The following is a 24,182-nucleotide window of genomic DNA, read 5'->3' as shown; positions in this document are numbered from 1 at the left end:
GCCGCGTCCGGAGGACCACCGATCAGGCGGTCTACCGCCGTCGGAGCACCGCTACGACGATACCCCCGACCACCGCCACGCCCGCTGCGAGGCCGGCCAGGTACGGCACCGGGTTCTCGTCGACCCCGCGCTTGACCTTCGACGCCGCGATGCCGATCTGCTTCGGCACGTTGAGCTTGTCCTCGATCGCGTCGAGGGTGTCGAACAGCTGCGCGCGGGTCGCCGCGACGCGGTCGGCCAGGTCGTCGTGCTGATCGGTCACGTGAGTCCTCCGGGGGTGGTGCGGGTGGGAACCGGGCGGGAACCGCTAGAAGCGTCCGCTGACGTCCGGCTTGCGGGCGCCGTACTGCGTCGGGGGCGTCGGCTTCTTGCCCAGGCCCTTCACCGCGTTGACGTCGTTCTTGACGCTGTCGATCGTGCGCTTCGGCGTGATCGGGAGCCCCTTCTTCAGGCGCTTCCAGCCGAGCAGCCCGAGGATCGCGGCGACGATGAGCATCACCACGGCGATCACGATCGCCGCGAGCCACGCCGGCATCACCGTCGCGAGCCCCATCACGGCCGCGGTCAGCAGGACGCCGATCGCGTAGAGGACGATCACGAGCGCGCCCACGAGCAGACCTGCGGCGAGACCGAAGATCTTCGCCTTCGTCAGCATCTCGGCCTTGAGCAGGTTCAGCTCGCCCTTGACCAGCTCCTTGACGAGCTTGGGGACGTCACCGACCAGGCCGAACAGCGAACGCGGCTTGCGGTCGCGGGTGTCCGTCATGATGTCGCGTCGTCCTTCTTCTGCCCGACCTTCCGGACGACCTTCTTGGTCTGCTCACCGACGAACTCGGCGACGTCCGGGGTCTTGTCGGCGATGAAGTCCTCGGCGACGTGGACGCCCTTCTGGACGCCGTTGCTGTTCCAGATCTTCCCGCTCACGGTCTTGATCTGCTCGTACCGCGCCCGTCCGGCTCGTGATCCCAGGACGTACCCGAGTGCGGCGCCGGCGACGAACAGGAGCTTTCCTCGCATGTGCGATTCCTCCGTTGGGTCAGTGTGCGGTGGTCATGCGCCGATCGGAATACGTCCGGCGTTCCTGCAACAGTAGCCCTCCCCCCGCGTGGGGTCCGCTCAGGAATCCAGGATGCGTCCAGCGGCACTGCGCGAAGCGGCGACGATCCCGGCGAGGCCGCGACCGGTCGAGGCCTCCCCGATGCCGACGACACCCTCCGCCAGACCGGCCGGCGTGGTGTCGGGTCCGTTCCAGCGGACACGCGCGGCGCCGACGACGGCTTCCGGGACGACCGGGACGCCCAGCAGGGCGGTGGCGTCGCGCGTGGCACGGGTCCCGACGGCGTCGGCCGGGTCGACCGGGAGGCTCGTGCCGACGGGCTCCCCGTCACCGACGGCCCCACGGCCGGTCGCGTAGCTGAGGCGGAGCACGTGCCGTCCGCCCGCCGCCTCGGCGAGCCAGGGCCACTTCACGGTGGCGTGCGTGAGCGCCTTCGCCTGGACACCCTCGGCGTCCGGGTGCACGAGCATCCCGGTCCCCCGTGGCGCGGCGTCCAGCTCGGGCTGGTCGACCACGAGCGTCACGAGTTCGATGCCCGTGCGCGAGGCCGCGGCGGAGCGAGCCGGGTCGGGCGTCGAGGCGAGCACGTGCTCGGCCGGCAGTCGCTCGGCCTCGCCGTCGGCGGTGACGACCTCGACCGCGTGCTGCTCGATCGCGGTCGCCCGGGCGCGCAGCCGGACGTCGACGCGGTAGGTCTCCATGTCGGCGACGAGTTCGTCCACGAGCCGCACGATGCCGCCGCGGAGGCCCTGCACGGCGGACCCGGCGGTCGCTCGTGCGCGGAGCGCCAGGACGGCCCGGGCGAGCGAGCCCTCTCGGAGCAGGGCAGCACGCAGGCCGGGTGCCACGCGGTCGGGGTCGAGGTGATCCGGGTGCGTGGAGTGCACGCCGGCGACGATCGGGACGACGAGGTCGTCGAGGACCTGCTCGCCCATCCGCTTCCGGACCATCGCGCCGAGCGAGGTCGCCTTCGAGCCGACGAGGGACGGCAGCAGCGAGTCCATCTGCGCCCGCAGCGCCGCCGTCTGCCCCACCACCGCGAGCACGTCCGCCGCCATCGGGCTGCCGGGGATGCCGAGCAGCCCGGTCTGCGGGATCGGGGAGGTGCGCCCGTCGCGGGTCATCAGCCAGGCGCCCCGGGGATCGGGCGTGGTGACGTCGTTCCCGAGACCGAGCTCGATCGCCAGCCGCCCGACCGCGTCGTTGCGCGTCGCGAACGAGTCCGCCGCCATGTCGAGGTCGAGGCCGGCGACCGTGTGCCGGCGGACCATGCCGCCGAGGACGCCGGAGCCCTCGACGAGGACGACGTGTGCGCCGCCCTTCGCCAGGTCCCGCGCGGCGACGAGGCCGGCGACCCCGCCACCGACCACGACGACGTCCGTCACGCGTCGGCTCCGGTCGTCCGGTCCGTCCCGTCCGTCCCGTCGCCGAGCTCGTGGACGAGCGACACGATCCGGGTGAGGACCGTCGGGTCGGTCTCCGGCGGCACCCCGTGGCCGAGGTTCACGACGTGCGCGCGGGCGGCACCACCGCGTCGGACGACGTCCCGCACGTGGGCCTCGAGCACCTCCCACGGCGCGGAGAGCATCGCCGGGTCGATGTTGCCCTGCACGGTGACCCCGGTGCCGACGCGGCGGACGGCCTCGTCGAGCGGCAGCCGCCAGTCCACGCCGACCGCATCGACGCCGACGGTGTCCGTGCCGAACGTGGTCATGTCCCGGAGGACCTCACCGCTGCCGACGCCGAAGTGGATGCGCGGGACGCCGAGGTCGGCGACGTGGGCCAGGGCCGCCGCGGAGTGCGGCGCGACGGAGTGCACGTAGTCCGCTCGGGAGAGCGAGCCGACCCACGAGTCGAAGAGCTGCGCCGCCGAGGCCCCGGCGAGGACCTGGGCCCGGAGGAACGCTCCGGACACCTCGGCCGCCCAGCCCAGCAGGCGCGACCAGGTCTCCGGGTCGGCGTGCATGAGCGTGCGAGCGCGGCTGTGGTCCTTCGAGGGACCGCCCTCGACGAGGTAGGCAGCCAGCGTGAAGGGTGCGCCGGCGAAGCCGATGAGCGGGGTGTCGCCGAGCTGCTCGACCGTCCTCGTCACGGCCTCGGAGATCGGTGCGAGCGCCCCCGGGTCGAGGGTCCCGAGCGCGTCCACGTCGGCCGCCGAGCGGATCGGCGAGCCGAGCACCGGCCCGCGCCCCGGGACGATCTCGACGTCGACGCCCGCGAGCTTGATCGGCACCACGATGTCGCTGAAGAAGATGCCCGCGTCGACCCCGTGCCGGCGCACCGGCTGCAGGGTGATCTCCGACGCCATCTCGGGGTCGAGGCACGCGTCGAGCATGGCCGTGCCGACGCGGAGCTCGCGGTACTCCGGCAGCGAGCGGCCGGCCTGCCGCATGAACCACACCGGAAGGGTCTCCGGCCGGTCGCCGCGGAGCGCCCGGACGAGCGGCGAGCCCGACGTGCGCCCGGAGGCGAGCGGGTGCGAGGCGGGGAGGACGGTGGTGGGTGCGTCGGTCACCGGATGATTCTCCCATCGGCGAACAGGACGTATCCCGTGCACGCGCGATGGAAAACGGTACCGGTCGCGACGCGAGTTACCATGGAACACGTGCTCATCTGTCTCACGGCGTCGCATCGCAACGCCAGCTTCGATCTCCTGGAGCGACTGAGCATCGGCGCACCGACCGCCGCGAGCCGTCTCGTGACGGACTCCGACGTGCTGGACGGGGCCGTCGTCCTCGCCACCTGCAACCGCTTCGAGGCCTACCTCGACATCGCGGGCGACGACCGCGACTCCGCCGTCTCGGCCACCGTCGACGCCGTCGCCGCCGCGAGCGACCTCGACCCCGCCGAGGTCCTCGACTCCGTCCACGTGCTCGGCGGCAAGGACGTCGTCCAGCACCTCTTCGCCGTCTCGAGCGGCCTCGAGTCCGTCGTCGTCGGCGAGACCGAGATCTCCGGACAGGTCCGTCGATCGCTCGAGGACGCCCGGTCGAACGGCACCACCACCTCGGCCCTCGAGCGGCTCTTCCAAGAGGCGGCGCACACCTCCCGCGGCGTGAAGACCCGCACCCGGATCGGAGCCGCCGGCCGGTCGCTCGTCCGTCTCGGCCTCGAGCTCGCTTCCTCCCGCGTCACCGATTGGGGCCGGGCCCGCGTGCTCCTCGTCGGGACCGGCAGCTACGCCGCGACCACGATCGCCGCCCTCCGGGACCGCGGCGCCACCACGATCCAGGTCTTCTCCCCGTCCGGCCGGGCACCGTGGTTCGCCGCGAAGCACGACCTCGTCGCCGCGTCGGACCTCCGCCAGGCCATCGCCACGAGCGACGTCGTCATCACCTGCACCTCGAGCGAGGTCCCGGTCGTCGAACCCGCCGACCTCGACGACGGCGGCCGCCGCATCGTCATCGACCTCGGACTCCCCCGCAACGTGGACCCGGACGCCGCGGACGTCGACGGCGTCGAACTCCTCGACCTCGAGACCATCAGCATCCACGCCCCCATCGCCGAGTTGAACGCCGAGTCCGAGGCCCGCGCGATGGTCGACGACGCCGTGTCCCGCTTCCGCGCCCAGGCCCTCGAGCAGTCGACCACCCCGGCGCTCGTGGCCTTCCGCAAGCACGTGTTCGACATCCTCGACGACGAGATCGACCGGGCGAAGCGCCGCGCGGACGGTGACGACGCATCCGCCGAGCAGACCGAGCGCGCACTCCGGCACCTCGTCGGCGTCCTGCTGCACCGCCCCTCCGTGCGGGCGCGCGAGCTCGGTCGCGCCGGCCGCGGCGAGGAGTTCGTCGGGGCGCTCGACGCCCTGTTCGGCGTGCGCCCCGAGGCGGAGGCCCAGCTGCCCTCACCGGTCGTGCCGTTGGCGGAGCGCACCGCGCCCGACCGGGCCGTACCGGAGCGCACCGACGAGGCGGACGCGAGCTGAGCCTCCCCTCCGTCCCCGCGACCCTGCGCGTCAGTGCGCTGCTGCTGGTGCGGGACCGACGCGTCCTGATGGTGCGTGCGCGGGCGCGCGACGTCCTCTACCTGCCCGGTGGCAAGGCCGAACCGCACGAGACCGACGTCGAGGCCGTCATCCGCGAGGCGTTCGAGGAGACCGGCCTGCGCCTGACGGCCGACGAGGTCGAAGCGTTCGGGACCGTCACCGAGCCCGCCCATGGGCAGGCACCCGGAACGATGGTCGCGATGGCGCTCTTCCTGGTCCGGCCTGGAGGCGCGCTGGACTCCGCCACGCCCGTCGCCTCCGCCGAGGTGGACGAGGTCGAGTGGGTCACCTCGGCGGACTCGGACCGCTGCCCGCCGGCGGGCGTGGAGACGCTCCGCCGCCTGGTGGCGGCGGAGCTCATCGACTGAGGCTCATCCCCGGGGCGGTGCCGCAGGAACGCGGCGCACCGGGGGTTCCTGCGCTGTGTCGCCGGCAGGAGACGCCAGTCGACGCTCCAGCAGTGCAAGGGCTCCGATGACAGCGTCCGCCTCGAAGACACGGTTTCGGCGGCCTACCGACCGTTGCACGAGGATTCCCCGCTCGACGAGCAGCCGGAGCGCTGTGTTCGCTGCCTGCTCGCTCTTCCCGGTCGCGGCGGCGAAGGTGTGCATCGTGAGCACCGGCATCCTCGGTGCCACGTCGAGCACACCCCATGCCGCGGAGTCGGATCGCACACCGGCGAGGGCTCCTCGCCATGTGTCTCTGATCGCCTCGAGCTCCTTCTCGAACTGGTCCATCCGGTCGACGACCTCGGCCATCGCATCGGCGAAGAGCCGAACGAACTGATCGACCGCCGCACGGCCGGGTTCGGAATCGGGCTCGTCCGTCGAACGGTACCGCTGCAGGGCGGACTCGTACTCCGACGCACGGGTCGCGAGGACGAGCGACACGGGTGGGGCTGACTGCACGGTGAGGGCCCGCGAGCGGAGTACCGCGTGGATGAGGGCGCGCCCGATGCGGCCGTTGCCGTCGGCGAAGGGGTGGATGGTCTCGAACTGTGCGTGAGCGATCGCCGCGATCGCGATCGGCGGGAGTGTGCTCGTGTTGACGAAGACCATGAGATCGTCCAGGAGTTCCGGCACCAGCTCGGGTCTCGGGGGGACGAACGCGGCGCTCGTGGGCGTCGGTCCACCGATCCAGTTCTGGGAGGTGCGGACCACTCCGCCGTACTCGGGCGTCACGGATGCCGTCATCAGACGCCGGTGCGCTTCCAGGAGCAGCTCGAGCGAGACTTCTCGGCCCGGCGTCACGGCCTCCGCCAGGAACGTCATCGCGTCGATGTTGCCGAGCACCTCTCGCGCGGTGCTCCACTGGCCCGGTGTGTCCGTGCCCTTCGCCTCTTCCTCGAGGAGCTTGCGCGGGGACACCTCGAGCCCCTCGATCATCGAGGACCCGACAGCTTCCGCCCGGAGGAGCATCCGTCCGAGCGCATCGGCGCTCCCGAGGACGGTCGATCTGGTCTCCGACTCGGTGACGGCGAGCGTGGCCTCGAGGATCGCCGCCCCTGCGAGCCCTTCGAGCCTGATCGAGCGCTCGGACAGCCGGTCCGGGACGTACGCCTGGAACACCATGGGCGAACGGAACGGGCGAGACGATGCCGCCGGGTCACCTTGGCGGCGAACCGTCTCGTAGGAGCCCATGGAAACATGGTCCCATGATCAAGCTTACGTACGCAAGCTTGATCATGGGCGACAATCAGAGCTGGTCGCGGTCGGTGTAGTGGCCGACCTCGCCGTCGGGAGCGGGCTCGACCTCGCCGGGGATGTCCGACTCGACGTACTCGCCCTCACCCTCGCCGCCGTCGGGTCGCGTCTCGCCCGGGATGTCGCTCGAGACGAACTCGCCCGCGGGCTCGTCCGTCACGACGGGCGTCTCCCCCGGGATCTCGCTGTCCGTGAAGGCGCCTGCCCGCGGCTCGACGCCGTCCGAACGGCCCTCGTCACCGCGTGCCTGTTCGTGCTTCCCTGCCATGTCGACCTCCGTTGCTCGTGGGTTCGGCTCGTGGTCGTGAGTGTGCCCGCGACGGCTGGGTGGCTCCCGAATCGTGTACCCCGGCGAGGTGATTGCGTTGGGTCATGCAACGTCGCGTCCGCACCCCAGTCCTCATCGCCACCGGCCTGGCCGCGGTCGGGCTCCTCGCCGGGTGCTCCTCGGACGGCACCCCGACCCCGACGGCGACGGCGACGGCGACGAAGACCGTCACCGCAGCACCGTCGCCCGAGCCGTCCTCCACGGCGTCGACATCCGCAGCGTCGTCGCCTGCGCCGTCCGGTGGTGCCGCCGGCGGATCCGGCGGGGTCGCCGCATGTGCGACGTCGTCGCTGGCGGGCAGCATCGAGGCCGGCAGCGGTGGCGCCGCCGGGAGCACGTACGTGCACCTCGTCCTGCGGAACACCGGCGCGACGACCTGCACGCTGCAGGGCTGGCCCGGGGTGTCCTTCGTCGGGGACACCAACGGCACGCAGCTCGGCAACGCCGCATCCGAGGACCGCGCCTCGGCGCACCCCACCGTGACCCTCGCCGCGGGGCAGGAGGCGGTCGCACCGCTGAAGATCACCAACTCCGAGAACTACCCGTCCGGGAAGTGCGACCCGGTCTCCCCCGATGGCTTCCGGGTCTACCCGCCCGGGTCGAAGCAGTCCCTGTTCGTGGCAGCCACGGACTACACGGCCTGCCGGTCCACCGACGTGACGGTGCTGAACGTCCAGGCGCTCGTCCCGGAGGGACAGGCAGCCGACTGACCGACGGGGTCGCACCTGCGACGACGGTGCCCCGACCGGGCGCGACAGTACGCTCGACGCCGTGGACCAGCTCACCTCACCGGCCCTCGTCGCCGCGGCTGCGGACCTCCTCGGACGGCCGCTGGTCCTCGACCGCGAGCTCACCGGCGGACAGCACGCCCGCACGCTCCTGGTCTCCGGCGACGTCGACCACGCCGACCACGCCGACCACGCCGTGGTCCGCGCGTTCCCACGCTCCGACGACGCTGTGGTCCGCGAGCTCGCTGTCCTCCACCGTCTCCGCCCGCTCGGCCGACTCGCACCACGGCTCCTCGCCCACGGCGAGACCGACGGCCACCCCCTCATCGTGACCGAGGCGCTGCCGGGAGGGCCACCGGCCGCCGACCTCGATCCCGTGGTGATCGGGGAGCAGATGGGTGCCGCCCTCGCGGCGATCCACCGGCTGGACCCCGCGGGGCTGCCTGACGACGTCCGCCGGCCCACCCTCCGTGCGGGCCGACTCGCCGCCCTCGCACACGAGGCCTGGCGGGAGGCCGACCTCGAGCGCGTGCTCACCCACGGCGACTTCTGGAGCGGCAACACCCTGTGGGAGGGGGACCGACTCAGCGGGGTCGTCGACTGGTCCGGCGCCCGCTCCGCCCCACGCGGCGTCGACCTCGCCTGGTGCCGCCAGGACCTCGTGCTGCTCGGGTCGGCCTCGGCCGCCGATCGGTTCCTCGCCGCCTACGAGGCCGCCGCCGGTCGCCGGGTCCCGGACGTCCGTGCGTGGGACGTCATCGCGGCCGCCCGAGCTGACACGTACGTCGAGACGTGGGCCCCGAACTACGCCGGCGTCGGGCGGCCGGAGATCGACGGACGGGTCCTCCGGCAGCGGTTCGACGCGTGGGTCCGCTCGCTCATCGGAGACCGCATCCTGCGCTGAGGTTCAGCGCACCGCGGGCTCGTGCACGGCCTCGAGCACCTCGGTGCCCATCGTCCGCAGCGCTTCGATCACGGCCAGGCGTCGCTGCAGCGAGGCGTCGTCGAACGTCACCGTCACCGCGTAGCTGACCGACGACCCCGGACCGCGGAGGATCCCCGCCTCGGCTCGGACCCCCGTGCTCGATCCGGTCACCGACACGACCTGCAGACCGTGGTCGAGTGCCCGGTGCGCCAGCGGGTCGAGGCCGAACGAGCCCGCGACGAGACTGAGGTCGGACGCGAGCGAGAGCCATCCCAGCACCCGGTTCGACACCGCCTCGTCGACGACCTCGCCGAGCGCGAGCCCGCGCATGAGCCAGGCGAGCTCACCCGTCGGTGCCACCGACGCGTCCGGGGCGTCGTCCGGACCGCGGCGGTCCCGGACCCGGTCGATGAGGGCGGTGCGCTCGATCCCGAGCGACTCCGCACGTTCCCGGACGGAGTCGATCCCGACGGTCGACAGCAGTGCGTTCATCGCCCACGCGTCCGCGCTCGCGCCGACCAGGGTCGCGAGGTCGGACACCTGCATGGTCGGCTCCTGCAGGAACTGCCAGAGCCCGGCACCGGTGGCGGTGTCCCGCGCCATCCGCTGCAGCCGGTCCCCGTGCAGACCACCGTCCTCGAGTCGCGCAGCGACCTCGACGAGGAGCAGCACGCGACCCAGACTCGCCACCGGCTGGACGAGCGTGTCGTCCACCGCCAGCAGGGCCTTGCCGGTCGAGGTGTCGATGACGGACGCACTGACCGACGCGCCGTCCCTGGCGATCGTGCCCAGCGCCTCCAGGGTGGAACCGAACCGCTCGTCCGCCCCGCCGCGGTGGCGCCCGCGCGCGCGACCGTCGGCCCCGCCCGCGTGCTGTCGTCGACGCGACCGGCGAGCCGCTCCCGGCTCCGACGACGGAGCCGCGTCCGGCTCGGCCATCACCAGATCGAGACGCGCTCGGCCGGGTCGAGGTACATCGCGTCCCGCTCGGTCACGCCGAAGGTGTCGTACCAGACGTCGATGTTCCGGACGACCTGGTTGCAGCGGAACTCCGTCGGCGAGTGCGGGTCGATGCTGAGGAGACGAGCGGCCTCTTCCGGGCGGATCGCCATCCGCCAGGCCTGCGCCCAGCTCAGGAAGAACCGCTCGGCACCCGTCAGTCCGTCGACCACCGGCGGCTCCTGGCCGTCGAGGGAGATCAGGTACGCCTTCCATGCGATCGACAGGCCGCCGAGGTCGCCGATGTTCTCGCCGATCGTCAGCGCGCCGTTGACGTGCCCGTCGGGCACCTCGGTCGGCACGAGCGCGTCGTACTGCGCGATGAGGGCCTTCGTGCGGTCCTCGAACGCCGTGCGGTCCGCCTCGGTCCACCAGTTCTCGAGCCGGCCGTCACCGTCGTACTGCGAACCCTGGTCGTCGAAGCCGTGGCCGATCTCGTGCCCGATCACCGCGCCGATCGCACCGTAGTTCGCGGCGGCGTCCCGGCCGGCCTCGAAGAACGGGAACTGCAGGATCGCGGCGGGGAACACGATCTCGTTGAACCCGGGGTTGTAGTACGCGTTGATGGTCTGCGGCGTCATGAACCACTCGTCGCGGTCGATCGGCTTCCCGATCTTCCCGAGCTCGCGGTCGACCTGGAAGCTCGCGATCGCCCGGACGTTGCCGATCAGGTCGTCGGCGGAGATCTCGAGCGCCGAGTAGTCGCGCCACTTGACCGGGTAGCCGATCTTCGGCGTGAACTTGTCGAGCTTGTCGAGGGCACGCGCGCGCGTCTCGTCGGTCATCCAGTCGAGCGCCGTGATGCTCTGGCGGTACGCCTCGACCAGGTTCGCGACGAGGTCGTCCATCGTCGCCTTCGACGTCTCGTCGAAGTGCTCCTGCACGTAGATGCGGCCGACCGCCTCGCCCATCGCGCCCTCGACCAGGGAGACCCCGCGCTTCCACCGCTCGCGCTGCTTCGGTGCACCCGTCAGGGCGGTTCCGTAGAACGAGAAGCTGGTCGCCGAGAACGCGCTCGTCAGGTAGGCCGCGGAGGCGCGGATCACCTGCCAGCGGAGCCAGTCCTTCCAGACGACCAACGGCCGGTCGCGGAGCAGCTCCGCCAGGCCGGTCACGAAGGAGGGTTCCCGGACGACGACGGTCTCGAAGGCGCCGGCCGGTGCGTCGATGGCTGCCCACCAGCGCTGGAGGTCGATGCCCTCGGCGAGCGCGGCGACCTCGGCCCACGGCAGCTTGTTGTACGTCTTCTGGCTGTCGCGCGTGGTGACGTTGTCCCAGTGCTTCGACGCGAGCGCGGTCTCGAGTGCGATGACGTTCTCGGTCCGGTCGCCGCCGTCCTCGAAGCCGGCGAGCGGGAACATCGCCGCGACGAACTCGCGGTACTTCGTGCGGATGTCGGCGAAGCGCTCTTCCCGGTAGTAGGACTCGTCGGGGAGTCCGAGCCCAGACTGCTCGAGGAAGACCATGTACGACTCCGGGTCGCCCGGGTCGTTGTCGACGAAGAGCTGCAGGAAACTCGGCAGCCCGAGGCGTTCGAAGCGTCCGACCATGCGGACGACCTCCTCGACGGAGTCGATCGCCGCGATCTCGGTGAGCAGGGGCTCGATCGGCGCGGTGCCGAGGGCCTCGAGCCGCTCTTCGTCTGCGAAGGAGGTGAAGAGGTCGCCGACCTTGCGCTCCTCCGTGCCCGGAGCGGCCTGCTGCGAGCGCTCGATGATGTCCCGCACGGCGATCTCGGCGGCCTCGGCCAGCACCGTGAACGAGCCGTACCGAGCCTTGTCGTCGGGGATCGGTGTCGCGTCGATCCACGAGCCGTTCACGTGGCGGTAGAGGTCGTCCTGCGGGCGGACCGTGGCGTCCAGCTCGTCGATGCCGATCCCAGAGGCGCTGTGGATCCCGGAGGTGCTTGCGACGTCGGTCATGCGGTCCACGATAGCCACCGTCGGCCTGATCGAGCAGGGCGGGTGCCGTCACCTGTGGAAGGGTGCCGGTACGGTCGTCGCATGGGACTTCCGTGGAAGCTGCACGGCGACGGCGCGACCGTCTCCGCGACGACGATCGTGGCACCGGACGAGCGACTCAGCTGGGGCCGGACGATCGGCCTCGGCGTGCAGCACGTCGTGGCGATGTTCGGTGCGACCTTCCTCGTGCCGCTCCTCACCGGTTTCCCGCCGTCGACGACGCTGCTCTTCAGCGGCATCGGCACGATCCTGTTCCTGCTCATCACGGGGAACCGGTTGCCGAGCTACCTCGGGTCCTCGTTCGCGTTCATCGCGCCCATCGCCGCCGCGACGAAGATCGGCGGCATCCCGCTCGCGCTCTCCGGGATCATCGTCGTCGGGGCGCTCCTCGCGATCGTCGGGGCCGTGGTGCACCTGGCCGGCGCCGGGTGGATCGACCGCCTCATGCCGCCCGTCGTCTCGGGTGCGATCGTGGCGCTCATCGGCTTCAACCTCGCCCCGGCCGCCCGCGACAACTTCACGAAGGCCCCGGTCGTCGCGGTGATCACCCTCGCGGCGATCATCCTCGTGACCGTCCTGTTCAAGGGCCTGATCGGACGACTGTCGATCGTGATCGGGGTCGTCGTCGGGTACGTCGCGGCGCTCATCGGCGGCGAGGTCTCGTTCGACGCGGTCGGCAAGGCCGCGTGGATCGGCCTGCCGGAGTTCACCGCCCCGGCGTTCGACCCGTCCCAGCTCGCGATCTACCTGGCGTTCGTCCCGGTCGTGCTCGCGCTCATCGCCGAGAACGTGGGACACGTCAAGGGGGTCGGGCAGCTCACCGGCCGCGACCTCACCCCGCTCACCGGCCGGGCGCTCTTCGCGGACGGCATCTCGACCGTGCTCGCCGGGGTCGGCGGCGGCTCGGCGACGACCACCTACGGCGAGAACATCGGTGTGATGGCGGCGACGCGGGTGTTCTCGACCGCGGCCTACTGGGTGGCGGCGATCGTCGCCGTCCTGCTCGGGCTCTCCCCGAAGATCGGCGCGGTCATCTCCTCCGTCCCGCCGGGAGTGCTCGGTGGGGCCACCACGGCGCTGTACGGGCTGATCGGCGTGATCGGCATCCGGATCTGGGTGGAGAACCGCGTCGACTTCGCCAAGCCGAAGAACCAGCTCACGGCGGGCATCGCGCTCATCATCGGCATCGCCGACTTCACGTTCTCGTTCGGCGAGGCCAGCTTCGGCGGCATCATCCTCGGCACCATCGCAGCGATCGTCGTCTACCACCTGATGGACCTCGTCGGTCGGGCACGCGGGACCGACGAACCGACCCCGGCGGTGTCGGACGAGGCCCACGCCGCCACCGGCGGCGTCCCCGCCGAGCCGCGCACCGACTGACCGACGGCGACGGGCACGAGCCGCTCAGCGCGGGCCGAGCAGCCCCACCAGTCCGATCACCAGCTGCACGACCGCCAGCGCCACGAGCACCGCCACGAGCGACAGCGACCCCCACCGGGCGATCCCCACGCGCACCGCGGCGAGCGCACGGCGCGCGTACGACCCCAGCGTCACCGCCAGCACGATCGGCAGCAGCGCCGTCGACCCCGACACGAGCACGAACACCGCTCCGGCGACGACGGTCTCGAGCGCGCTCGGATCGGCATCCCCGAAGGCGAGCCCCGCAGCGAGCACCAGCACGAAGAGCTTCGGGCTGAGGAACAGCAGCGCGCCGAGTCCGAACGCCCGGGCGGGACCGATCGCCTCCATCGCGCGGGACCACCGGGAACTCGCGGGCGACCCGTCCGGCAGGCGCCGCCGGACCCACTGCCACGCCGCGAGACCGAACAGCAGCGCGGACGCGCACAGCGCCACGATCGCCTGCACGGGCGCCCCGTCCGCCGAGGGCGCGGGCAGCCGCTCCCCGAGGAGCACCGACACCACCAGTGCCACCACGATCGCGGTGATCCACCCGACCGCGCACGCCACCGCCGAGCCGTACCCGCGCCGGTGGCCCAGCAGGAACACGATCGAAGCCACGGTCAACGGGCTCAGCGCGATGCCGACCGCTCCCGGCACGAGCGCGAGGGTGTCCACGTCCGGAGCGTATCCCCGGGAGAATGTCCCGGTGCGTCGTTCCCCCGAGACCCGGATCGTCGACCGGGACATCGTCCGGCTCGCCGTGCCGGCCCTCGGCGCCCTCGTCGTCGAGCCGCTCTTCCTGATGACGGACACGGCGCTCGTCGGCCACCTCGGTGCGACGCCGCTCGCCGCCGTGGGCCTGGCAAGCGCGGTGCTGCAGACCGTCACCGGACTGCTGGTCTTCCTCGCGTACTCGACCACGCCCGCGGTCGCCCGGGCCCTCGGCGGTGGGGACCGTCGTGGCGCCGTGCACGCGGGCATCGACGGCATGTGGCTCGCGCTCGTGCTCGGCGTGGCGCTCGGCCTCGTCGGCTGGCCGCTCGCCGGTCCGCTCGTGTCCGCGTTCGGGGCATCCGCCGCGGTCTCGGAGCGGGCGACCGCGTACCTCGTGCTCTCACTCCTCGGGCTGCCGGCGATCCTCGTGGTGACGGCCTCGACGGGGCTGCTCCGCGGTCTGCAGGACACCCGCACACCGCTGGTCGTCGCGACGGTCGGCTTCGTCGCGAACGGACTGCTCAACGCCGCGCTCATCTACGGCGCCGGCTGGGGCGTCGAGGGCTCGGCCGCCGGCACCGTCATCGTGCAGTGGGCCATGGCCGCCGTGTACGTCGTGATCGCGGTGCGGGCCGCCCGGGCCTCGGGTGCGCCGTTGCGGCCCGGCGCCTCGGGCGTGGTCCGGGCGCTGCGGTCCGGGGCGTGGCTGTTCCTCCGCACGGCGTCGCTCCGGATCGCGATGCTCGCCACCGTCGCGTCGGCCACGGCCCTCGGCACGACCGGGCTCGCCACGACGCAGGTCGGACTCACGGTCTTCTCGACGCTCGCGTTCGCGCTCGACGCGCTGGCCATCGCCGGACAGTCCCTCATCGGTCACGGCCTCGGTGCCCGGGATCCCGATCGTGTGGCGCTCGTGACGAAGCGGCTGGTGGTGCTCGGGATCGCGGGCGGCGTGCTGCTCGGGGTGCTGACGCTCCTGGTCAGCGGGGTGCTGGGTCCGGTGTTCTCCGACTCGGAGGCGGTCCGTTCGGCCCTGCCGGTGGTCCTGCTCCTCATCGCCGTGGGGATGCCGGTGGCCGGGTACGTGTTCGTCCTCGACGGGGTCCTCATCGGGGCGGGTGACGCCCGGTACCTCGCGGTCGCCGGAGGCGTGAACCTCGTGGTCTACCTGCCGCTGCTGTGGTGGGCCGGCGGGACGCTCGCCGGGCTGTGGGCGGTGTTCTGCTTCGGGTACATCGGCATCCGGGCGGTCACGCTCGGGCTGCGTGCGCACCGTCGCGGGTGGATCGAGGTCGCGCTGACGCGCTGACGCCCCGCCGACGGACTGGAGGCGCGGTGCGGGGCCGACCCGCGCCTCCAGGCCCACACGGCGGAGCCGACCGGTGCGCAAAAGCGACAGTTCCCGGGAACGCGCCACCGGTCGTTCCGCGAAAGCGACAGGGTGCCGCAAGAACGCGGCGGGAATGTGTCGCTTTCGCGGGAGGGGAGGGCGCGGCGCGGGAGGGGAGGGCCCGGGACGGGCTACGCGCGCGGAGGCCCGGTCGTGTCGCCGATCCGGAGCTCGGAGCGGAAGGCCGCCGGCTGCGGGGCGGCGCCTTCGAGCATGGCCAGGGCAGCGCGCGCGGCGGCCTGCCCCTTCTGCACGAACGGCTGCACGAGCGTCGTGAGCTGCCGGATGCGGGTGCGGTGGAACAGGCTGTCGTCCACGGTGATGCCGTCGAACCCGACGACGCTGACGTCCTCGGGTACGCGGAGTCCGGCGTCGAGCGCCGCCGAGATCACGCCCACGGCCAGGACGTCGCTCTGCGCGATCACCGCGGTCGGCCGGGGTCCGTCGGGGGCGAAGAGGGCGGTGCCGGCGATGCGCCCTTCCTCCACCGAACTGCCGCCCGTCTCGATCGCCACCGCGTCCGGGTAGACGCCGCGCACCCCTCGGAGCCGTTCGAGCGAGGTGAAGGCGATGCCCTCGGTCTCGCGCGCGGTGTCGATCGGCCCCCGGCGGTGGGAACGGTCGAGGGGCAGCGAGACGATCGTGACGGCCTCGTGCCCGAGGTCGCGGAGGAAGGCTGCGGCGCGTCGGGAGGCCTCACGGTTGTCGAGCTGGATCGGGACCGCACCCTCGATGTCGTCGGCCTCGATCGCGACGACGGGGATCTGCCGACGCCGGAGCACCGCGACCGCGGGATCGATGCGGACGTTGCACCCGACGAGCACCACGGCGTCCATCGGGGCGTCGACGAGCGGGACGGCTCCGCGTTCGTCGTCGAGGGGGCTCCGCACGAGCAGCAGCGACGCGCCGGCGGCACCCGCGACCTCGGCGATGCCGTCGAGCGTCAGGACGTTGACCGGGTCACGGAAGGCGTCGCTCAGGCGTTCGTCCATGACCACGCCGATGACGCCCGAGCGACCCCGGCGGAGGGATCGAGCACGCGGGTCCGGGCCCCCGTAGCCGAGCTCCGCCGCCGCGGCGAGCACCCGGGCCCTGGCCTCCTCGGACACGGGGCCGCTGCCGCTGAACGCGAGCGACGCCGTCGACGGGGCGACCCCGGCGGCGCGGGCCACCGCGGCGAGGGTCGGACGCGACCCACGGACCGAGACGGGGCGTGCGGCGGCGTCGGCACCGGCGCGGGCAACTCCGGCCCGCGACGCGCCGGATCCTGTTGCCGGTTCGTCCATCGCCCGTTAGCGTAGCCGGAAACAGCGGTCGAATCGATTCGACCAGGGTCGCGACACGCACCACGATCGCCACAGCACGATGGGACCACCATGACGACGCCGTCCAGCCGCACCGCCCCGAGCACCAGGGCCTGGATCACCGCGGTGTTCGTCGTCTTCACCCTGTCCGGCCTCGACATCGCCACCTGGCTCGGCCGCATCCCGAGCGTCCGGGACTCCCTCGACGCCAGCACGTTCGAGATGGGCCTGCTCGTGCTCGGCATGGCCGTCGGCTCGATCGGCGGACTCACGTTCGCCGGCCACATCGTCGCGAAGCTCGGCGCCCGTCGCGGCGTCCAGGTCGCCGCCCTCTGCCTGACCGCGGGCATGGTGTTCGCCGGGCTCGCGGTCACCCTCGGGTGGGGCTTCGCCGCCATCTGGATCGCCCTCATCGCGTTCGGCTTCGGCAACGGCCTGTGCGACGTCTCGATGAACGTGTCCGGCGCCGCCGCCGAGAAGGCCGGCGGCCGCACGATCATGCCGCTGTTCCACGCCGCGTTCAGCCTCGGCACCCTGGCCGGAGCGGGCCTCGGCGCCCTGACCGAGGCACTCGACGTCCCCGTGGCCTGGCACTTCATCGTCCTCGTCGTCCTCACGAGCGCCGTCATGCTCGTCGCCGTGAACCGGTTCCAGGACGAGCACCGCTTCGAGGAGCACGTCGCCACGGACACCAGCCCGGTGCCGACCCAGGTCAGCCGCTGGCAGGTGTGGGCGCAGCCGTCGACGCTCCTCATCGGCGTGATCGTGCTCGGCATGGCACTCGCCGAGGGCTCCGCGAACGACTGGCTCCCCCTCGCGATGATCGACGGGCACGGGCTCGACAACGCCGCCGGGTCGGCCGTCCTCACGGTGTTCCTCGCCGCGATGACCGCCGGACGGGTCGCCGGCAGCCCGCTCATCGACCGGTTCGGACGCGTCCCCGTGCTGCGGATCAGCGCAGCGGTCGCCGTGGTCGGCCTCGGGATGCTCATCTTCGTGGACAGCGTGCCCGTCGCGATCGTGGGCGTCGTGCTGTGGGGTCTCGGCGCGAGCCTCGGCTTCCCGATGGGCATGTCCGCCGCCGCCGACGACCCCCGCACCGCCGCGCTGCGGGTCAGCGCCGTCGCGACGATCGGGTACGTGGCGTTCCTCGCGGGACCGCCGCTCATCGGGTTCCTCGGCGAACACGTGGGACTGCTCGGTGCGCTCCTGGTGGTCTTCGTGTTCATCATCGCGGCGGGACTGGCGTCGGGGGCCGCCCGCGAGCGCGGCGCCGCCGCCCGGGCGACCGGCCGTCGCGGCGAGGGGCACGGCGGAGGCGAGCCGCGCCTCCAGGCCGAGGACACCATGACGGACCCGGCCTCGTCCGGCGGAGGCCGCGACTCCCGTTAGGCTTCCCGCGTGCGTCTCGTCATCGCCCGCTGCTCCGTCGACTACGCCGGTCGTCTGTCGGCCCACCTGCCGCTCGCGACCCGTCTGCTCATGCTGAAGGCCGACGGCTCACTGCTCGTGCACTCCGACGGCGGCAGCTACAAGCCGCTCAACTGGATGAGCCCGCCGTGCTCGATCGAGATGGGGGAACCCTCCGAGGAGCAGGCCGACGCCGGCATCACCCAGGTGTGGACGGTCACGCAGAAGAAGACGCAGGACAAGCTCATCGTGAGCATCCACGAGGTGATCGCCGACGAGACGCACGACCTCGGCGTCGACCCTGGCCTGGTGAAGGACGGGGTCGAGGCGCACCTGCAGCAGCTCCTCTCCGAGCAGATCGAGCTCCTCGGGGACGGCCACACGCTCGTCCGCCGCGAGTACATGACGGCGATCGGGCCGGTCGACATCCTGGCGCGGGACGACCAGGGCGCGAGCGTCGCCGTGGAGATGAAGCGGAACGCCAACATCGACGCCGTGGAGCAGCTGACGCGCTACCTCGAGCTGATGAACCGCGACCCGCTGCTCCGGCCGGTGCAGGGTGTGCTGGCGGCGCAGACCGTGGCACCGCAGGCGCGCACCCTCGCCGAGGACCGCGGGATCCGCGTCCTCGTGCTCGACTACGACGCGATGCGTGGCATCGAAGGCGGTCACACACGCCTGTTCTGACCGGCGCGCCGGTAGGGTGGGCAGGACATGACCAGCCCGTTCAGCGCCATCCTCTTCGACCTCGACGGCACCATCAGCGACTCCGCGCCGGGCATCCTCGAGAGCCTCACCCACACGTTCCGCAAGGTCGGCGTCCCCGTCCCGGACCACGCGACGCTGATGTCGTTCGTCGGCCCGCCGATCATGGACACGTTCCGCCACGCCATGTGCATGGACGAGGAGCAGGCCGAGCACACCCTGTCGGTGTACCGGGAGCACTACTTCTCGCACGGCGCCCTCGACTCGGCGATGTTCCCCGGGATCGACGTCGTCCTGCGCACCCTGCACGAGGCCGGGCTGCCGATCTCGACCGCGACGAGCAAGCCCGAGACGCCGGCGACGTACATCCTCGAGCACTACGGGCTCACCGGGCACATCGACATCATCACGGGGGCGAGCGACGACGAGGTGCGCTCCTCGAAGGCCGACGTCGTCGAGGAAGCGCTGCGCCGGCTCGACGCCCGCGGCTTCGACACCAGCAACCCGGTGCTCATCGGGGACCGCCTGCACGACGTCGAGGGTGCGACGGTGCACGGCGTGCCGGTGGTCTTCGCGGAGTGGGGCTACGGCTCCCCCGCCGAGGCGTCGGGGACGATCGCGCAGGCCGCGACCCCGCTCGACCTGCTCCCGATCCTGCTGCCCGGCTCGTGAGCGGCGGTGCGTCCGGCGGTGCCGGCAGAGGGTCGCGCGGTGCCGGAAGCGGGGTGCGCGGCGCGGGCAGCGGGCTGCGCGGCGCGGGCAGCGGGCTGCGCGGCGCCGCGTGGGTGCTGCCCGCGGCGATCGTCCTGGTGGCGCTGAACCTCCGCGGTCCGATCGTCGCACCGGCACCCGTGATCGGGGACATCCGCGTCGACCTCGGCCTCACCGCCACGATCGCCGGACTCCTGACGACCATCCCCGTCCTGTGCTTCGCCCTCGCGACGCCGTTCGCCAGCTGGGTGATCGCCAGGGCCGACCCCGAGCGGGCCCTGTCGCTGTCGCTCGTGATCGTCCTCGCGGGCACGGTCGTCCGGTCGATGCCCTCGTCGGCCGCGCTGCTCGTCGGCACGGCGGTGATCGGCATCGGCATCACGATCGGCAACGTCGTCATCCCGGTGGTGATCCGCCGGGACACCTCCGCGGAGCGTGTCGGACTCGTCACGGGCGTGTACACGTCGGCGCTCAACGTCGGATCGATGATCACCTCGCTCGGCACCGCGCCGATCGCCGCCGCGTGGGGCTGGCCGGTGGCGATCGCCGTCTGGGCCGTGCTCGCGGTGGTCGCGGGCTTCGCGTGGACGTACGCGGTCGGCGGTCGGGCGGCGTGGCTCCGACCGTCGCCGGCCGAGGCGGAGGAACCGCTGCCCGTCACCGGACCGATCGACCAGGTCATGGACGCGGGAGCGATCCGGACCGTGCGAGCCGCATCGGCACCGGTCCGCCCCGCGCGCCGGCTCATCACCTGGGGGCTGACGCTGGCGTTCGGCGGCCAGGCGTTCTCGTACTACGCGCTGACCGCGTGGATCCCGACGCTCCTGCACGACGAGATCGGCTTCTCGAAGGCTTCGTCCGGTGCGAGTTCCTCGGTGTTCCAGATCCTCGCGGTCGTGGGGGCGCTCGGTGTGCCGGTGCTCGCGGCGAAGTGGCGTCCGCGCGCGATCATCTCCCTCGTCGCGTTCCTCTGGCTGGCGATGCCCCTCGGGCTGCTGTTCGCCCCGCAGCTGTGGCTGCTCTGGTCGGTACTCGGCGGAGCTGCCCAGGGTGGTGGCATCACGGTCATCTTCATCGTGATCGTCCGGATCGTGTCGAGCGACGCCGATGCCCGCCGGATGTCCGCGTTCGTGCAGGGCGGCGGGTACCTGATCGGCTCGGCGGGGCCGCTCGTCGCCGGGTCCCTGCACGGGGCGACCGGGGACTGGACGGCGCCGTTGCTCGTGGTGCTCGTCGCGGTGCTCACCCTGGGGATCGTGGGGACGACCGCGGCGCGGCGGGTGTCCTGAGCCGCTACCGGGCGCTGCTGTTCGGATCCGTCAGGAAGTCCTCGTACGTCTGCTCGCCCTGCAGGTCGTCGTTCGCGTCGGGCAGCACGTACAGCACGTCGGTGTCGGTCCCGATCGCTTCGCGGAGGCGACGCACGGCGCTGACGGGCGACGTCGCCTCGACGAAGGCCTCGTCGGGTTCGTCGCCGTCGCTCTTGTCGTAGCCGGTCTTCCATCGCACAGGACGATTGTGGTCGGCAGCGCTTCCCGCGTGCAACCACGGGCGACCTGCGGCCGGCGACGGGCGTCGCCAGCGGCAGCAGCAGCGGCGTCGGCACCGGCACCGGCACCGGCACCGGCACCGGGCCTTCCGCCCGGGTACGACCGCACCGCACGGCGTGTCCGAGGGAGATCCGCACTTCCCCGCGTCGGTTCGAGTAGCAATGGTCTGATGCACCTGCCGTCCGTTCCCCGCCGAGTCCTGGTCTGCGCCGTTGCCGTGCCCGTGCTGGTGCTCGTCGGCGCCGGCTGCTCGACGACGCAGACCGAGGTCAAGGGGCAGCTGGAGGTGGCGACGGGCCAGGTGGTGTCGGCGGGCAGGTCGGCGACGTTGGCGCTGTCGCAGTACCAGGCGGGCAAGACCCTCGGCCCGGCCACGGACACCGCGCTCGAGGACGCGCTGACCGACATCGCCTCCGAGCAGAGCGCAGCGACGTCGCTGGAGACGACCACGCCGCAGCAACGTGCACTCCAGCAGCGGACGACCCGCGCGCTCGACCGCGTCGCCGAAGCGGTCAGCGGCGCCAGGTCCGCCCTGCAACAGGCGTCGCCCGGACGACTCCGGGAAGCCCGGCAGGACGTCCGCACCGCCACGGACGGCGCGGACGGGTGGGCCACGGAGCTGGGGAAGGGAGCTCCGTGAAGAGACTGCTCGGTCTGGCACTGGGTGTCCTGACCGCGATCGGCGGATTCGTCGACATCGGCGACCTCGTGACGGGCTCCGTCGTCGGGTCCCGCTTCGGCACGTCACTCGTGTGGGTGGTCGTCGTGGGGGTCGTCGGGATCTGCGTCTTCGCCCAGATGTCCGGCCGGGTCACCGCGGTGTCCGGGCGGGCGACGTTCGAGATCATCCGTGAGCGGCTCGGCCCGCGCGCCGCACTGGCGAACCTGTCCGCGTCGTTCCTGATCAACCTGCTCACCCTCACCGCGGAGATCGGCGGCATCGCGTTGGCGCTGCAGCTCGCCAGCGGCATCGCCCCCATGCTGTGGATCCCGGTCGCCGCCGTCGCGGTGTGGATCGTGATCTGGCGGGTGAAGTTCTCGATCCTCGAGAACGTCACGGGCCTGCTGGGGCTCGCACTCGTGGGGTTCGCGGTCGCCGTGTTCCTCCTCGCGCCGAACTGGGACCAGCTCGTCCAGCAGGCGGTGTCGCCGTTCCTGCACGGCCCGCCCACGAGCGAGTCCGCGGCCACGTACTGGTACTACGCGATCGCGCTGTTCGGTGCGGCGATGACACCGTACGAGGTGTTCTTCTTCTCCTCCGGCGCCGTCGAGGAACACTGGGGTCCCGGCGACGTCAGCCAGTCGAGGCTCAACGTGATGGTCGGGTTCCCGCTCGGTGGCCTGCTGTCGATCGCGATCGCGGTGTCCGCGACCCTGGTGCTCCTCCCCCGCGGGATCGAGGTGTCGCACCTGTCGCAGGTCGTCCTGCCGGTCGCCGAAGCCGGCGGTCCCGTCCTGCTGATCATCGTGATCCTCGGCGTCTTCGCCGCGACGTTCGGGGCAGCCCTCGAGACGACGCTGTCCTCCGGCTACACGATCGCCCAGTTCAGCGGATGGTCGTGGGGGAAGTTCCGGGCGCCGGCGAAGGCGGCACGCTTCCACGTCTTGATGATCGTCTGTCTCCTGGTCGGCGTCGGTGTCCTCATGACCGGGGTGGACCCGGTGGAGGTGACCGAGTTCTCGGTCGTGTTCTCCGCGGTGGCGCTCCCGCTGACGTACCTGCCGATCCTCATCGTCGCCAACGACCCGCAGTACATGGGCGACCAGGTCAACGGCAGGTTGACGAACGCGCTCGGTGTCGTGTTCCTCGGCATCATCCTCGTCGCGGCGGTCGCAGCGATCCCGCTCATGTTCATCACGAAAGCGGGCGCCTGATGCCGAAGAACCGTCCGGCCCTGCCCGTCGACCGATCAGCGCGCGGACGGATCGTCGATGCGCAGCTGCACTTGCTGGACCGGCAGGTGCTCGACGCGAACGCGGAACCCCTGATGGTCGTCGACGACATCGAGATCGAGGGCGTCACCGACGACGGGAAGCGTCCGTCCGACGACGTGCCCCCGACACTCACACGGCTCCTCGCCGGCGCCACGCTGGGTACACGTGTCTTCGGAGGCCGACCCCCTCGATCCCGGCTCGACGGCGTGCACTGGCGAGAGGTGACGGACCTCGGCATCGTCGTCTCCGTCTCGGGCGAAGCCGAGGACCGTGATCTGACGTGGCAGGAACGATGGCTCCGCGATCACCTCGTCAAGCGCATCCCCGGAGGACGACATGCTCCTGAGTGAGCTCATGCGCCAGCCCGTCCTCGACGCCGACGGCACCCGGGTCGGGTTCGTCCTCGACGTCCGCTTCGTCCTCGACGGCGTCCCGGAGGGGCCGCTCGCGACGCCGCAGCTGCACGGGATCCTCGTCTGCCCCCGCAAGAACGCGTCGTTCCTCGGGTACGAGCGCACCGACGTGCGCGCGCCGTGGCTCGTGGCGGACCTGCTCCGCTGGCGGGCACGCGGCACGTTCCTCGTCCTGGCACGCGACATCGACCGGCTCGGTGCCCCGGTGCGGCTCCGGCCCGACGCCACGCGCTGGTCTCCGGCGCTGTCCGGCCCGTAGCGGCGGCGCTCGTCCGGAGTCAGGTCCGCACGGTCCTGGAGGCACGGATCACCGTGGGCGCGACCCTCGCGGCGTTCACGCCGTCGACCTCCACCGCCCAGCTGCTGGCCGCCTCGTGGTCGCGGCCGTGCCGCATGTGCCGGCCCACCAGGCGGTCGACCCGCACGGCGTCGTCCACCGTGCAGAACCACGTCTCGGTGAAGAGGTCCGCGAGCGACGCCCAGGGCTCGCCGTCGTCGAGCAGGTAGTTGCCCTCGGACACCACCAGCCGGGTCGCGGACGGGACGGCGATGCTGCCGGCGACGGGCTCGTCGACGCGGCGGTCGAAGTCGGGCGCCCACACGACGGGACCGGCCGCGGCGCCGTCGTCCGTCGCGGACGTCCCCACGAGCCGTCGCACGAGGGCGACGTACCCGTCACCGTCGAACGTGTCGATCGCGCCCTTGCGGTCGTGCCGTCCGAGGGCGTCGAGCGCCGCGTTCGACAGGTGGAAGCCGTCCATCGGCACCTGCACCGCCGCACCGGTACCGAGGGCCGCGCCCACCGCGCTGACGATCCGCCGGGCGAGCGTGGACTTCCCGGCTCCGGGAGCCCCGGCGATGCCGAGCACGGTACGACGCCCCTCGCCGGCGAGCCGGATCGCGCGGTCGACCGCTTCGTCGACCGACATCCCGGGAGGCATCACGCGTTCATCCTGGCAG

At 72.2% G+C, this 24,182-nt stretch carries 27 protein-coding genes; 14 read left to right on the top strand and 13 right to left on the bottom strand.

All coding sequences use genetic code 11. The features are described 5' to 3' along the window. Positions 1–31: 31 nt before the first annotated feature. From HP507_RS17430 to hemE, 5 genes are all read right to left on the bottom strand, one after another. Positions 32–262, bottom strand: a complete 231-nt coding sequence (locus tag HP507_RS17430; protein ID WP_175353055.1) for a DUF3618 domain-containing protein — start codon at positions 260–262, stop codon at positions 32–34. Between the two features lie 45 nt (positions 263–307). Then, positions 308–766 carry a phage holin family protein gene (locus tag HP507_RS17425; RefSeq protein WP_175353054.1) on the bottom strand — a complete coding sequence of 153 codons (459 nt, stop codon included), beginning with the start codon at positions 764–766 and terminating at the stop codon, positions 308–310. Further along, positions 763–1,017 carry a hypothetical protein gene (locus tag HP507_RS17420; RefSeq protein WP_175353053.1) on the bottom strand — a complete coding sequence of 85 codons (255 nt, stop codon included), beginning with the start codon at positions 1,015–1,017 and terminating at the stop codon, positions 763–765. Before HP507_RS17420 ends, HP507_RS17425 begins: the two co-directional genes overlap by 4 nt. 99 nt (positions 1,018–1,116) lie before the next feature. Then, entirely contained in the window at positions 1,117–2,442 is a 1,326-nt protein-coding gene (locus HP507_RS17415; RefSeq protein ID WP_175353052.1) for a protoporphyrinogen/coproporphyrinogen oxidase, read from the bottom strand. After that, positions 2,439–3,572 carry a uroporphyrinogen decarboxylase gene (gene hemE / locus HP507_RS17410; protein ID WP_175353051.1) on the bottom strand — a complete coding sequence of 378 codons (1,134 nt, stop codon included), beginning with the start codon at positions 3,570–3,572 and terminating at the stop codon, positions 2,439–2,441. Before hemE ends, HP507_RS17415 begins: the two co-directional genes overlap by 4 nt. A 90-nt stretch (positions 3,573–3,662) precedes the next feature. On the opposite strand from hemE, the gene HP507_RS17405 reads away from it, so the two are divergent. Both HP507_RS17405 and HP507_RS17400 read left to right on the top strand, forming a co-directional pair. Beyond that, positions 3,663–4,985 carry a glutamyl-tRNA reductase gene (locus HP507_RS17405; protein ID WP_175353050.1) on the top strand — a complete coding sequence of 441 codons (1,323 nt, stop codon included), beginning with the start codon at positions 3,663–3,665 and terminating at the stop codon, positions 4,983–4,985. Further along, positions 4,982–5,413, top strand: a complete 432-nt coding sequence (locus HP507_RS17400; RefSeq protein ID WP_276511470.1) for an NUDIX hydrolase — start codon at positions 4,982–4,984, stop codon at positions 5,411–5,413. Before HP507_RS17405 ends, HP507_RS17400 begins: the two co-directional genes overlap by 4 nt. A gap of 3 nt (positions 5,414–5,416) precedes the next feature. On the opposite strand, the gene HP507_RS17395 is transcribed toward HP507_RS17400, so the two are convergent. Beyond that, the gene (locus HP507_RS17395; protein WP_175353049.1) at positions 5,417–6,616 is read right to left on the bottom strand and encodes a Fic family protein; all 1,200 of its coding nucleotides are present in this window, start codon (positions 6,614–6,616) and stop codon (positions 5,417–5,419) included. A 124-nt stretch (positions 6,617–6,740) separates the two neighbouring features. Further along, complete coding sequence (locus tag HP507_RS17390; protein WP_175353048.1) at positions 6,741–7,016, bottom strand: hypothetical protein; 276 nt, start codon at positions 7,014–7,016, stop codon at positions 6,741–6,743. Positions 7,017–7,120: 104 nt separating this feature from the next. On the opposite strand from HP507_RS17390, the gene HP507_RS17385 reads away from it, so the two are divergent. Next, the gene (locus tag HP507_RS17385) at positions 7,121–7,786 is read left to right on the top strand and encodes a DUF4232 domain-containing protein (RefSeq protein WP_175353047.1); all 666 of its coding nucleotides are present in this window, start codon (positions 7,121–7,123) and stop codon (positions 7,784–7,786) included. A gap of 61 nt (positions 7,787–7,847) precedes the next feature. Further along, positions 7,848–8,708 carry a phosphotransferase family protein gene (locus HP507_RS17380; RefSeq protein ID WP_175353046.1) on the top strand — a complete coding sequence of 287 codons (861 nt, stop codon included), beginning with the start codon at positions 7,848–7,850 and terminating at the stop codon, positions 8,706–8,708. Between the two features lie 3 nt (positions 8,709–8,711). Here the strand turns inward: HP507_RS17380 and HP507_RS17375 are convergent, their stop codons facing one another. Both HP507_RS17375 and HP507_RS17370 read right to left on the bottom strand, forming a co-directional pair. Further along, positions 8,712–9,668 (bottom strand): serine hydrolase, encoded by a 957-nt coding sequence (locus HP507_RS17375; protein ID WP_175353045.1) that lies wholly within the window; start codon positions 9,666–9,668, stop codon positions 8,712–8,714. After that, positions 9,668–11,650 carry a M13 family metallopeptidase gene (locus HP507_RS17370; RefSeq protein WP_175353044.1) on the bottom strand — a complete coding sequence of 661 codons (1,983 nt, stop codon included), beginning with the start codon at positions 11,648–11,650 and terminating at the stop codon, positions 9,668–9,670. The genes HP507_RS17375 and HP507_RS17370 overlap by 1 nt, the downstream gene beginning before the upstream one ends. An 81-nt stretch (positions 11,651–11,731) precedes the next feature. On the opposite strand from HP507_RS17370, the gene HP507_RS17365 reads away from it, so the two are divergent. Further along, positions 11,732–13,069 (top strand): uracil-xanthine permease family protein, encoded by a 1,338-nt coding sequence (locus tag HP507_RS17365; RefSeq protein ID WP_175353043.1) that lies wholly within the window; start codon positions 11,732–11,734, stop codon positions 13,067–13,069. Positions 13,070–13,093: 24 nt separating this feature from the next. On the opposite strand, the gene HP507_RS17360 is transcribed toward HP507_RS17365, so the two are convergent. After that, positions 13,094–13,765 carry a GAP family protein gene (locus HP507_RS17360; RefSeq protein WP_175353042.1) on the bottom strand — a complete coding sequence of 224 codons (672 nt, stop codon included), beginning with the start codon at positions 13,763–13,765 and terminating at the stop codon, positions 13,094–13,096. A gap of 31 nt (positions 13,766–13,796) precedes the next feature. On the opposite strand from HP507_RS17360, the gene HP507_RS17355 reads away from it, so the two are divergent. Then, positions 13,797–15,113: an MATE family efflux transporter gene (locus HP507_RS17355; protein WP_271207348.1), complete on the top strand. Its 1,317-nt coding sequence runs from the start codon at positions 13,797–13,799 to the stop codon at positions 15,111–15,113. Between the two features lie 212 nt (positions 15,114–15,325). Here HP507_RS17355 and HP507_RS17350 read toward each other — a convergent pair whose 3' ends face one another. After that, positions 15,326–16,480, bottom strand: coding sequence for a substrate-binding domain-containing protein (locus HP507_RS17350; RefSeq protein ID WP_175353040.1), 1,155 nt, complete (start codon positions 16,478–16,480; stop codon positions 15,326–15,328). A gap of 90 nt (positions 16,481–16,570) precedes the next feature. On the opposite strand from HP507_RS17350, the gene HP507_RS17345 reads away from it, so the two are divergent. From HP507_RS17345 to HP507_RS17330, 4 genes are read left to right on the top strand one after another with little or no spacing between them, the layout of a single operon-like run. Next, positions 16,571–17,890: an MFS transporter gene (locus tag HP507_RS17345; RefSeq protein WP_175353039.1), complete on the top strand. Its 1,320-nt coding sequence runs from the start codon at positions 16,571–16,573 to the stop codon at positions 17,888–17,890. A 9-nt stretch (positions 17,891–17,899) separates the two neighbouring features. Then, positions 17,900–18,595 carry an endonuclease NucS gene (gene nucS, locus HP507_RS17340; RefSeq protein WP_175353038.1) on the top strand — a complete coding sequence of 232 codons (696 nt, stop codon included), beginning with the start codon at positions 17,900–17,902 and terminating at the stop codon, positions 18,593–18,595. A gap of 27 nt (positions 18,596–18,622) precedes the next feature. Continuing rightward, positions 18,623–19,285 (top strand): HAD hydrolase-like protein, encoded by a 663-nt coding sequence (locus HP507_RS17335; protein ID WP_175353037.1) that lies wholly within the window; start codon positions 18,623–18,625, stop codon positions 19,283–19,285. Between the two features lie 53 nt (positions 19,286–19,338). Next, a complete protein-coding gene (locus tag HP507_RS17330; RefSeq protein WP_271207349.1) occupies positions 19,339–20,613 on the top strand; it encodes an MFS transporter in 1,275 nt (424 codons plus the stop codon). A 4-nt stretch (positions 20,614–20,617) separates the two neighbouring features. Here the strand turns inward: HP507_RS17330 and HP507_RS17325 are convergent, their stop codons facing one another. Then, positions 20,618–20,833 (bottom strand): hypothetical protein, encoded by a 216-nt coding sequence (locus tag HP507_RS17325; protein WP_175353036.1) that lies wholly within the window; start codon positions 20,831–20,833, stop codon positions 20,618–20,620. Positions 20,834–21,043: 210 nt separating this feature from the next. Here HP507_RS17325 and HP507_RS17320 point away from each other — a divergent pair, with 210 nt between their 5' ends. Genes HP507_RS17320 through HP507_RS17305 form a run of 4 tightly spaced genes read left to right on the top strand, consistent with a single transcriptional unit; the run spans position 21,044 to position 23,481 of the window. Next, positions 21,044–21,514, top strand: coding sequence for a hypothetical protein (locus tag HP507_RS17320; RefSeq protein WP_175353035.1), 471 nt, complete (start codon positions 21,044–21,046; stop codon positions 21,512–21,514). Continuing rightward, positions 21,511–22,749, top strand: coding sequence for an NRAMP family divalent metal transporter (locus HP507_RS17315; protein ID WP_175353034.1), 1,239 nt, complete (start codon positions 21,511–21,513; stop codon positions 22,747–22,749). Before HP507_RS17320 ends, HP507_RS17315 begins: the two co-directional genes overlap by 4 nt. After that, positions 22,749–23,159, top strand: coding sequence for a hypothetical protein (locus tag HP507_RS17310; protein ID WP_175353033.1), 411 nt, complete (start codon positions 22,749–22,751; stop codon positions 23,157–23,159). The genes HP507_RS17315 and HP507_RS17310 overlap by 1 nt, the downstream gene beginning before the upstream one ends. Next, positions 23,146–23,481 carry a PRC-barrel domain-containing protein gene (locus tag HP507_RS17305; protein WP_175353032.1) on the top strand — a complete coding sequence of 112 codons (336 nt, stop codon included), beginning with the start codon at positions 23,146–23,148 and terminating at the stop codon, positions 23,479–23,481. Before HP507_RS17310 ends, HP507_RS17305 begins: the two co-directional genes overlap by 14 nt. Before the next feature lie 19 nt (positions 23,482–23,500). Here the strand turns inward: HP507_RS17305 and HP507_RS17300 are convergent, their stop codons facing one another. Continuing rightward, entirely contained in the window at positions 23,501–24,163 is a 663-nt protein-coding gene (locus HP507_RS17300; RefSeq protein ID WP_217508927.1) for a nucleoside/nucleotide kinase family protein, read from the bottom strand. Positions 24,164–24,182: the final 19 nt, after the last annotated feature.

This window comes from Curtobacterium pusillum (assembly GCF_013359865.1).
Taxonomy (GTDB): domain Bacteria; phylum Actinomycetota; class Actinomycetes; order Actinomycetales; family Microbacteriaceae; genus Curtobacterium; species Curtobacterium pusillum.
Note: the sequence above shows the minus strand (reverse complement) of the source record. Positions and strands in the feature narration are given on the sequence as shown.

What these genes read in the sequence shown, in the direction of transcription:
- HP507_RS17425 (WP_175353054.1), bottom strand. Translation starts at nt 766, where the DNA reads ATGACGGACACCCGCGACCGCAAGCCGCGTTCGCTGTTCGGCCTGGTC.
- HP507_RS17320 (WP_175353035.1), top strand. Translation starts at nt 21,044, where the DNA reads ATGCACCTGCCGTCCGTTCCCCGCCGAGTCCTGGTCTGCGCCGTTGCC.
- HP507_RS17335 (WP_175353037.1), top strand. Translation starts at nt 18,623, where the DNA reads ATGACCAGCCCGTTCAGCGCCATCCTCTTCGACCTCGACGGCACCATC.
- HP507_RS17385 (WP_175353047.1), top strand. Translation starts at nt 7,121, where the DNA reads ATGCAACGTCGCGTCCGCACCCCAGTCCTCATCGCCACCGGCCTGGCC.
- HP507_RS17365 (WP_175353043.1), top strand. Translation starts at nt 11,732, where the DNA reads ATGGGACTTCCGTGGAAGCTGCACGGCGACGGCGCGACCGTCTCCGCG.
- HP507_RS17305 (WP_175353032.1), top strand. Translation starts at nt 23,146, where the DNA reads ATGCTCCTGAGTGAGCTCATGCGCCAGCCCGTCCTCGACGCCGACGGC.
- HP507_RS17395 (WP_175353049.1), bottom strand. Translation starts at nt 6,616, where the DNA reads ATGGTGTTCCAGGCGTACGTCCCGGACCGGCTGTCCGAGCGCTCGATC.
- HP507_RS17300 (WP_217508927.1), bottom strand. Translation starts at nt 24,163, where the DNA reads ATGCCTCCCGGGATGTCGGTCGACGAAGCGGTCGACCGCGCGATCCGG.
- HP507_RS17370 (WP_175353044.1), bottom strand. Translation starts at nt 11,650, where the DNA reads ATGACCGACGTCGCAAGCACCTCCGGGATCCACAGCGCCTCTGGGATC.
- HP507_RS17345 (WP_175353039.1), top strand. Translation starts at nt 16,571, where the DNA reads ATGACGACGCCGTCCAGCCGCACCGCCCCGAGCACCAGGGCCTGGATC.
- HP507_RS17310 (WP_175353033.1), top strand. Translation starts at nt 22,749, where the DNA reads ATGCCGAAGAACCGTCCGGCCCTGCCCGTCGACCGATCAGCGCGCGGA.
- HP507_RS17350 (WP_175353040.1), bottom strand. Translation starts at nt 16,480, where the DNA reads ATGGACGAACCGGCAACAGGATCCGGCGCGTCGCGGGCCGGAGTTGCC.
- HP507_RS17390 (WP_175353048.1), bottom strand. Translation starts at nt 7,016, where the DNA reads ATGGCAGGGAAGCACGAACAGGCACGCGGTGACGAGGGCCGTTCGGAC.
- HP507_RS17420 (WP_175353053.1), bottom strand. Translation starts at nt 1,017, where the DNA reads ATGCGAGGAAAGCTCCTGTTCGTCGCCGGCGCCGCACTCGGGTACGTC.
- HP507_RS17375 (WP_175353045.1), bottom strand. Translation starts at nt 9,668, where the DNA reads ATGGCCGAGCCGGACGCGGCTCCGTCGTCGGAGCCGGGAGCGGCTCGC.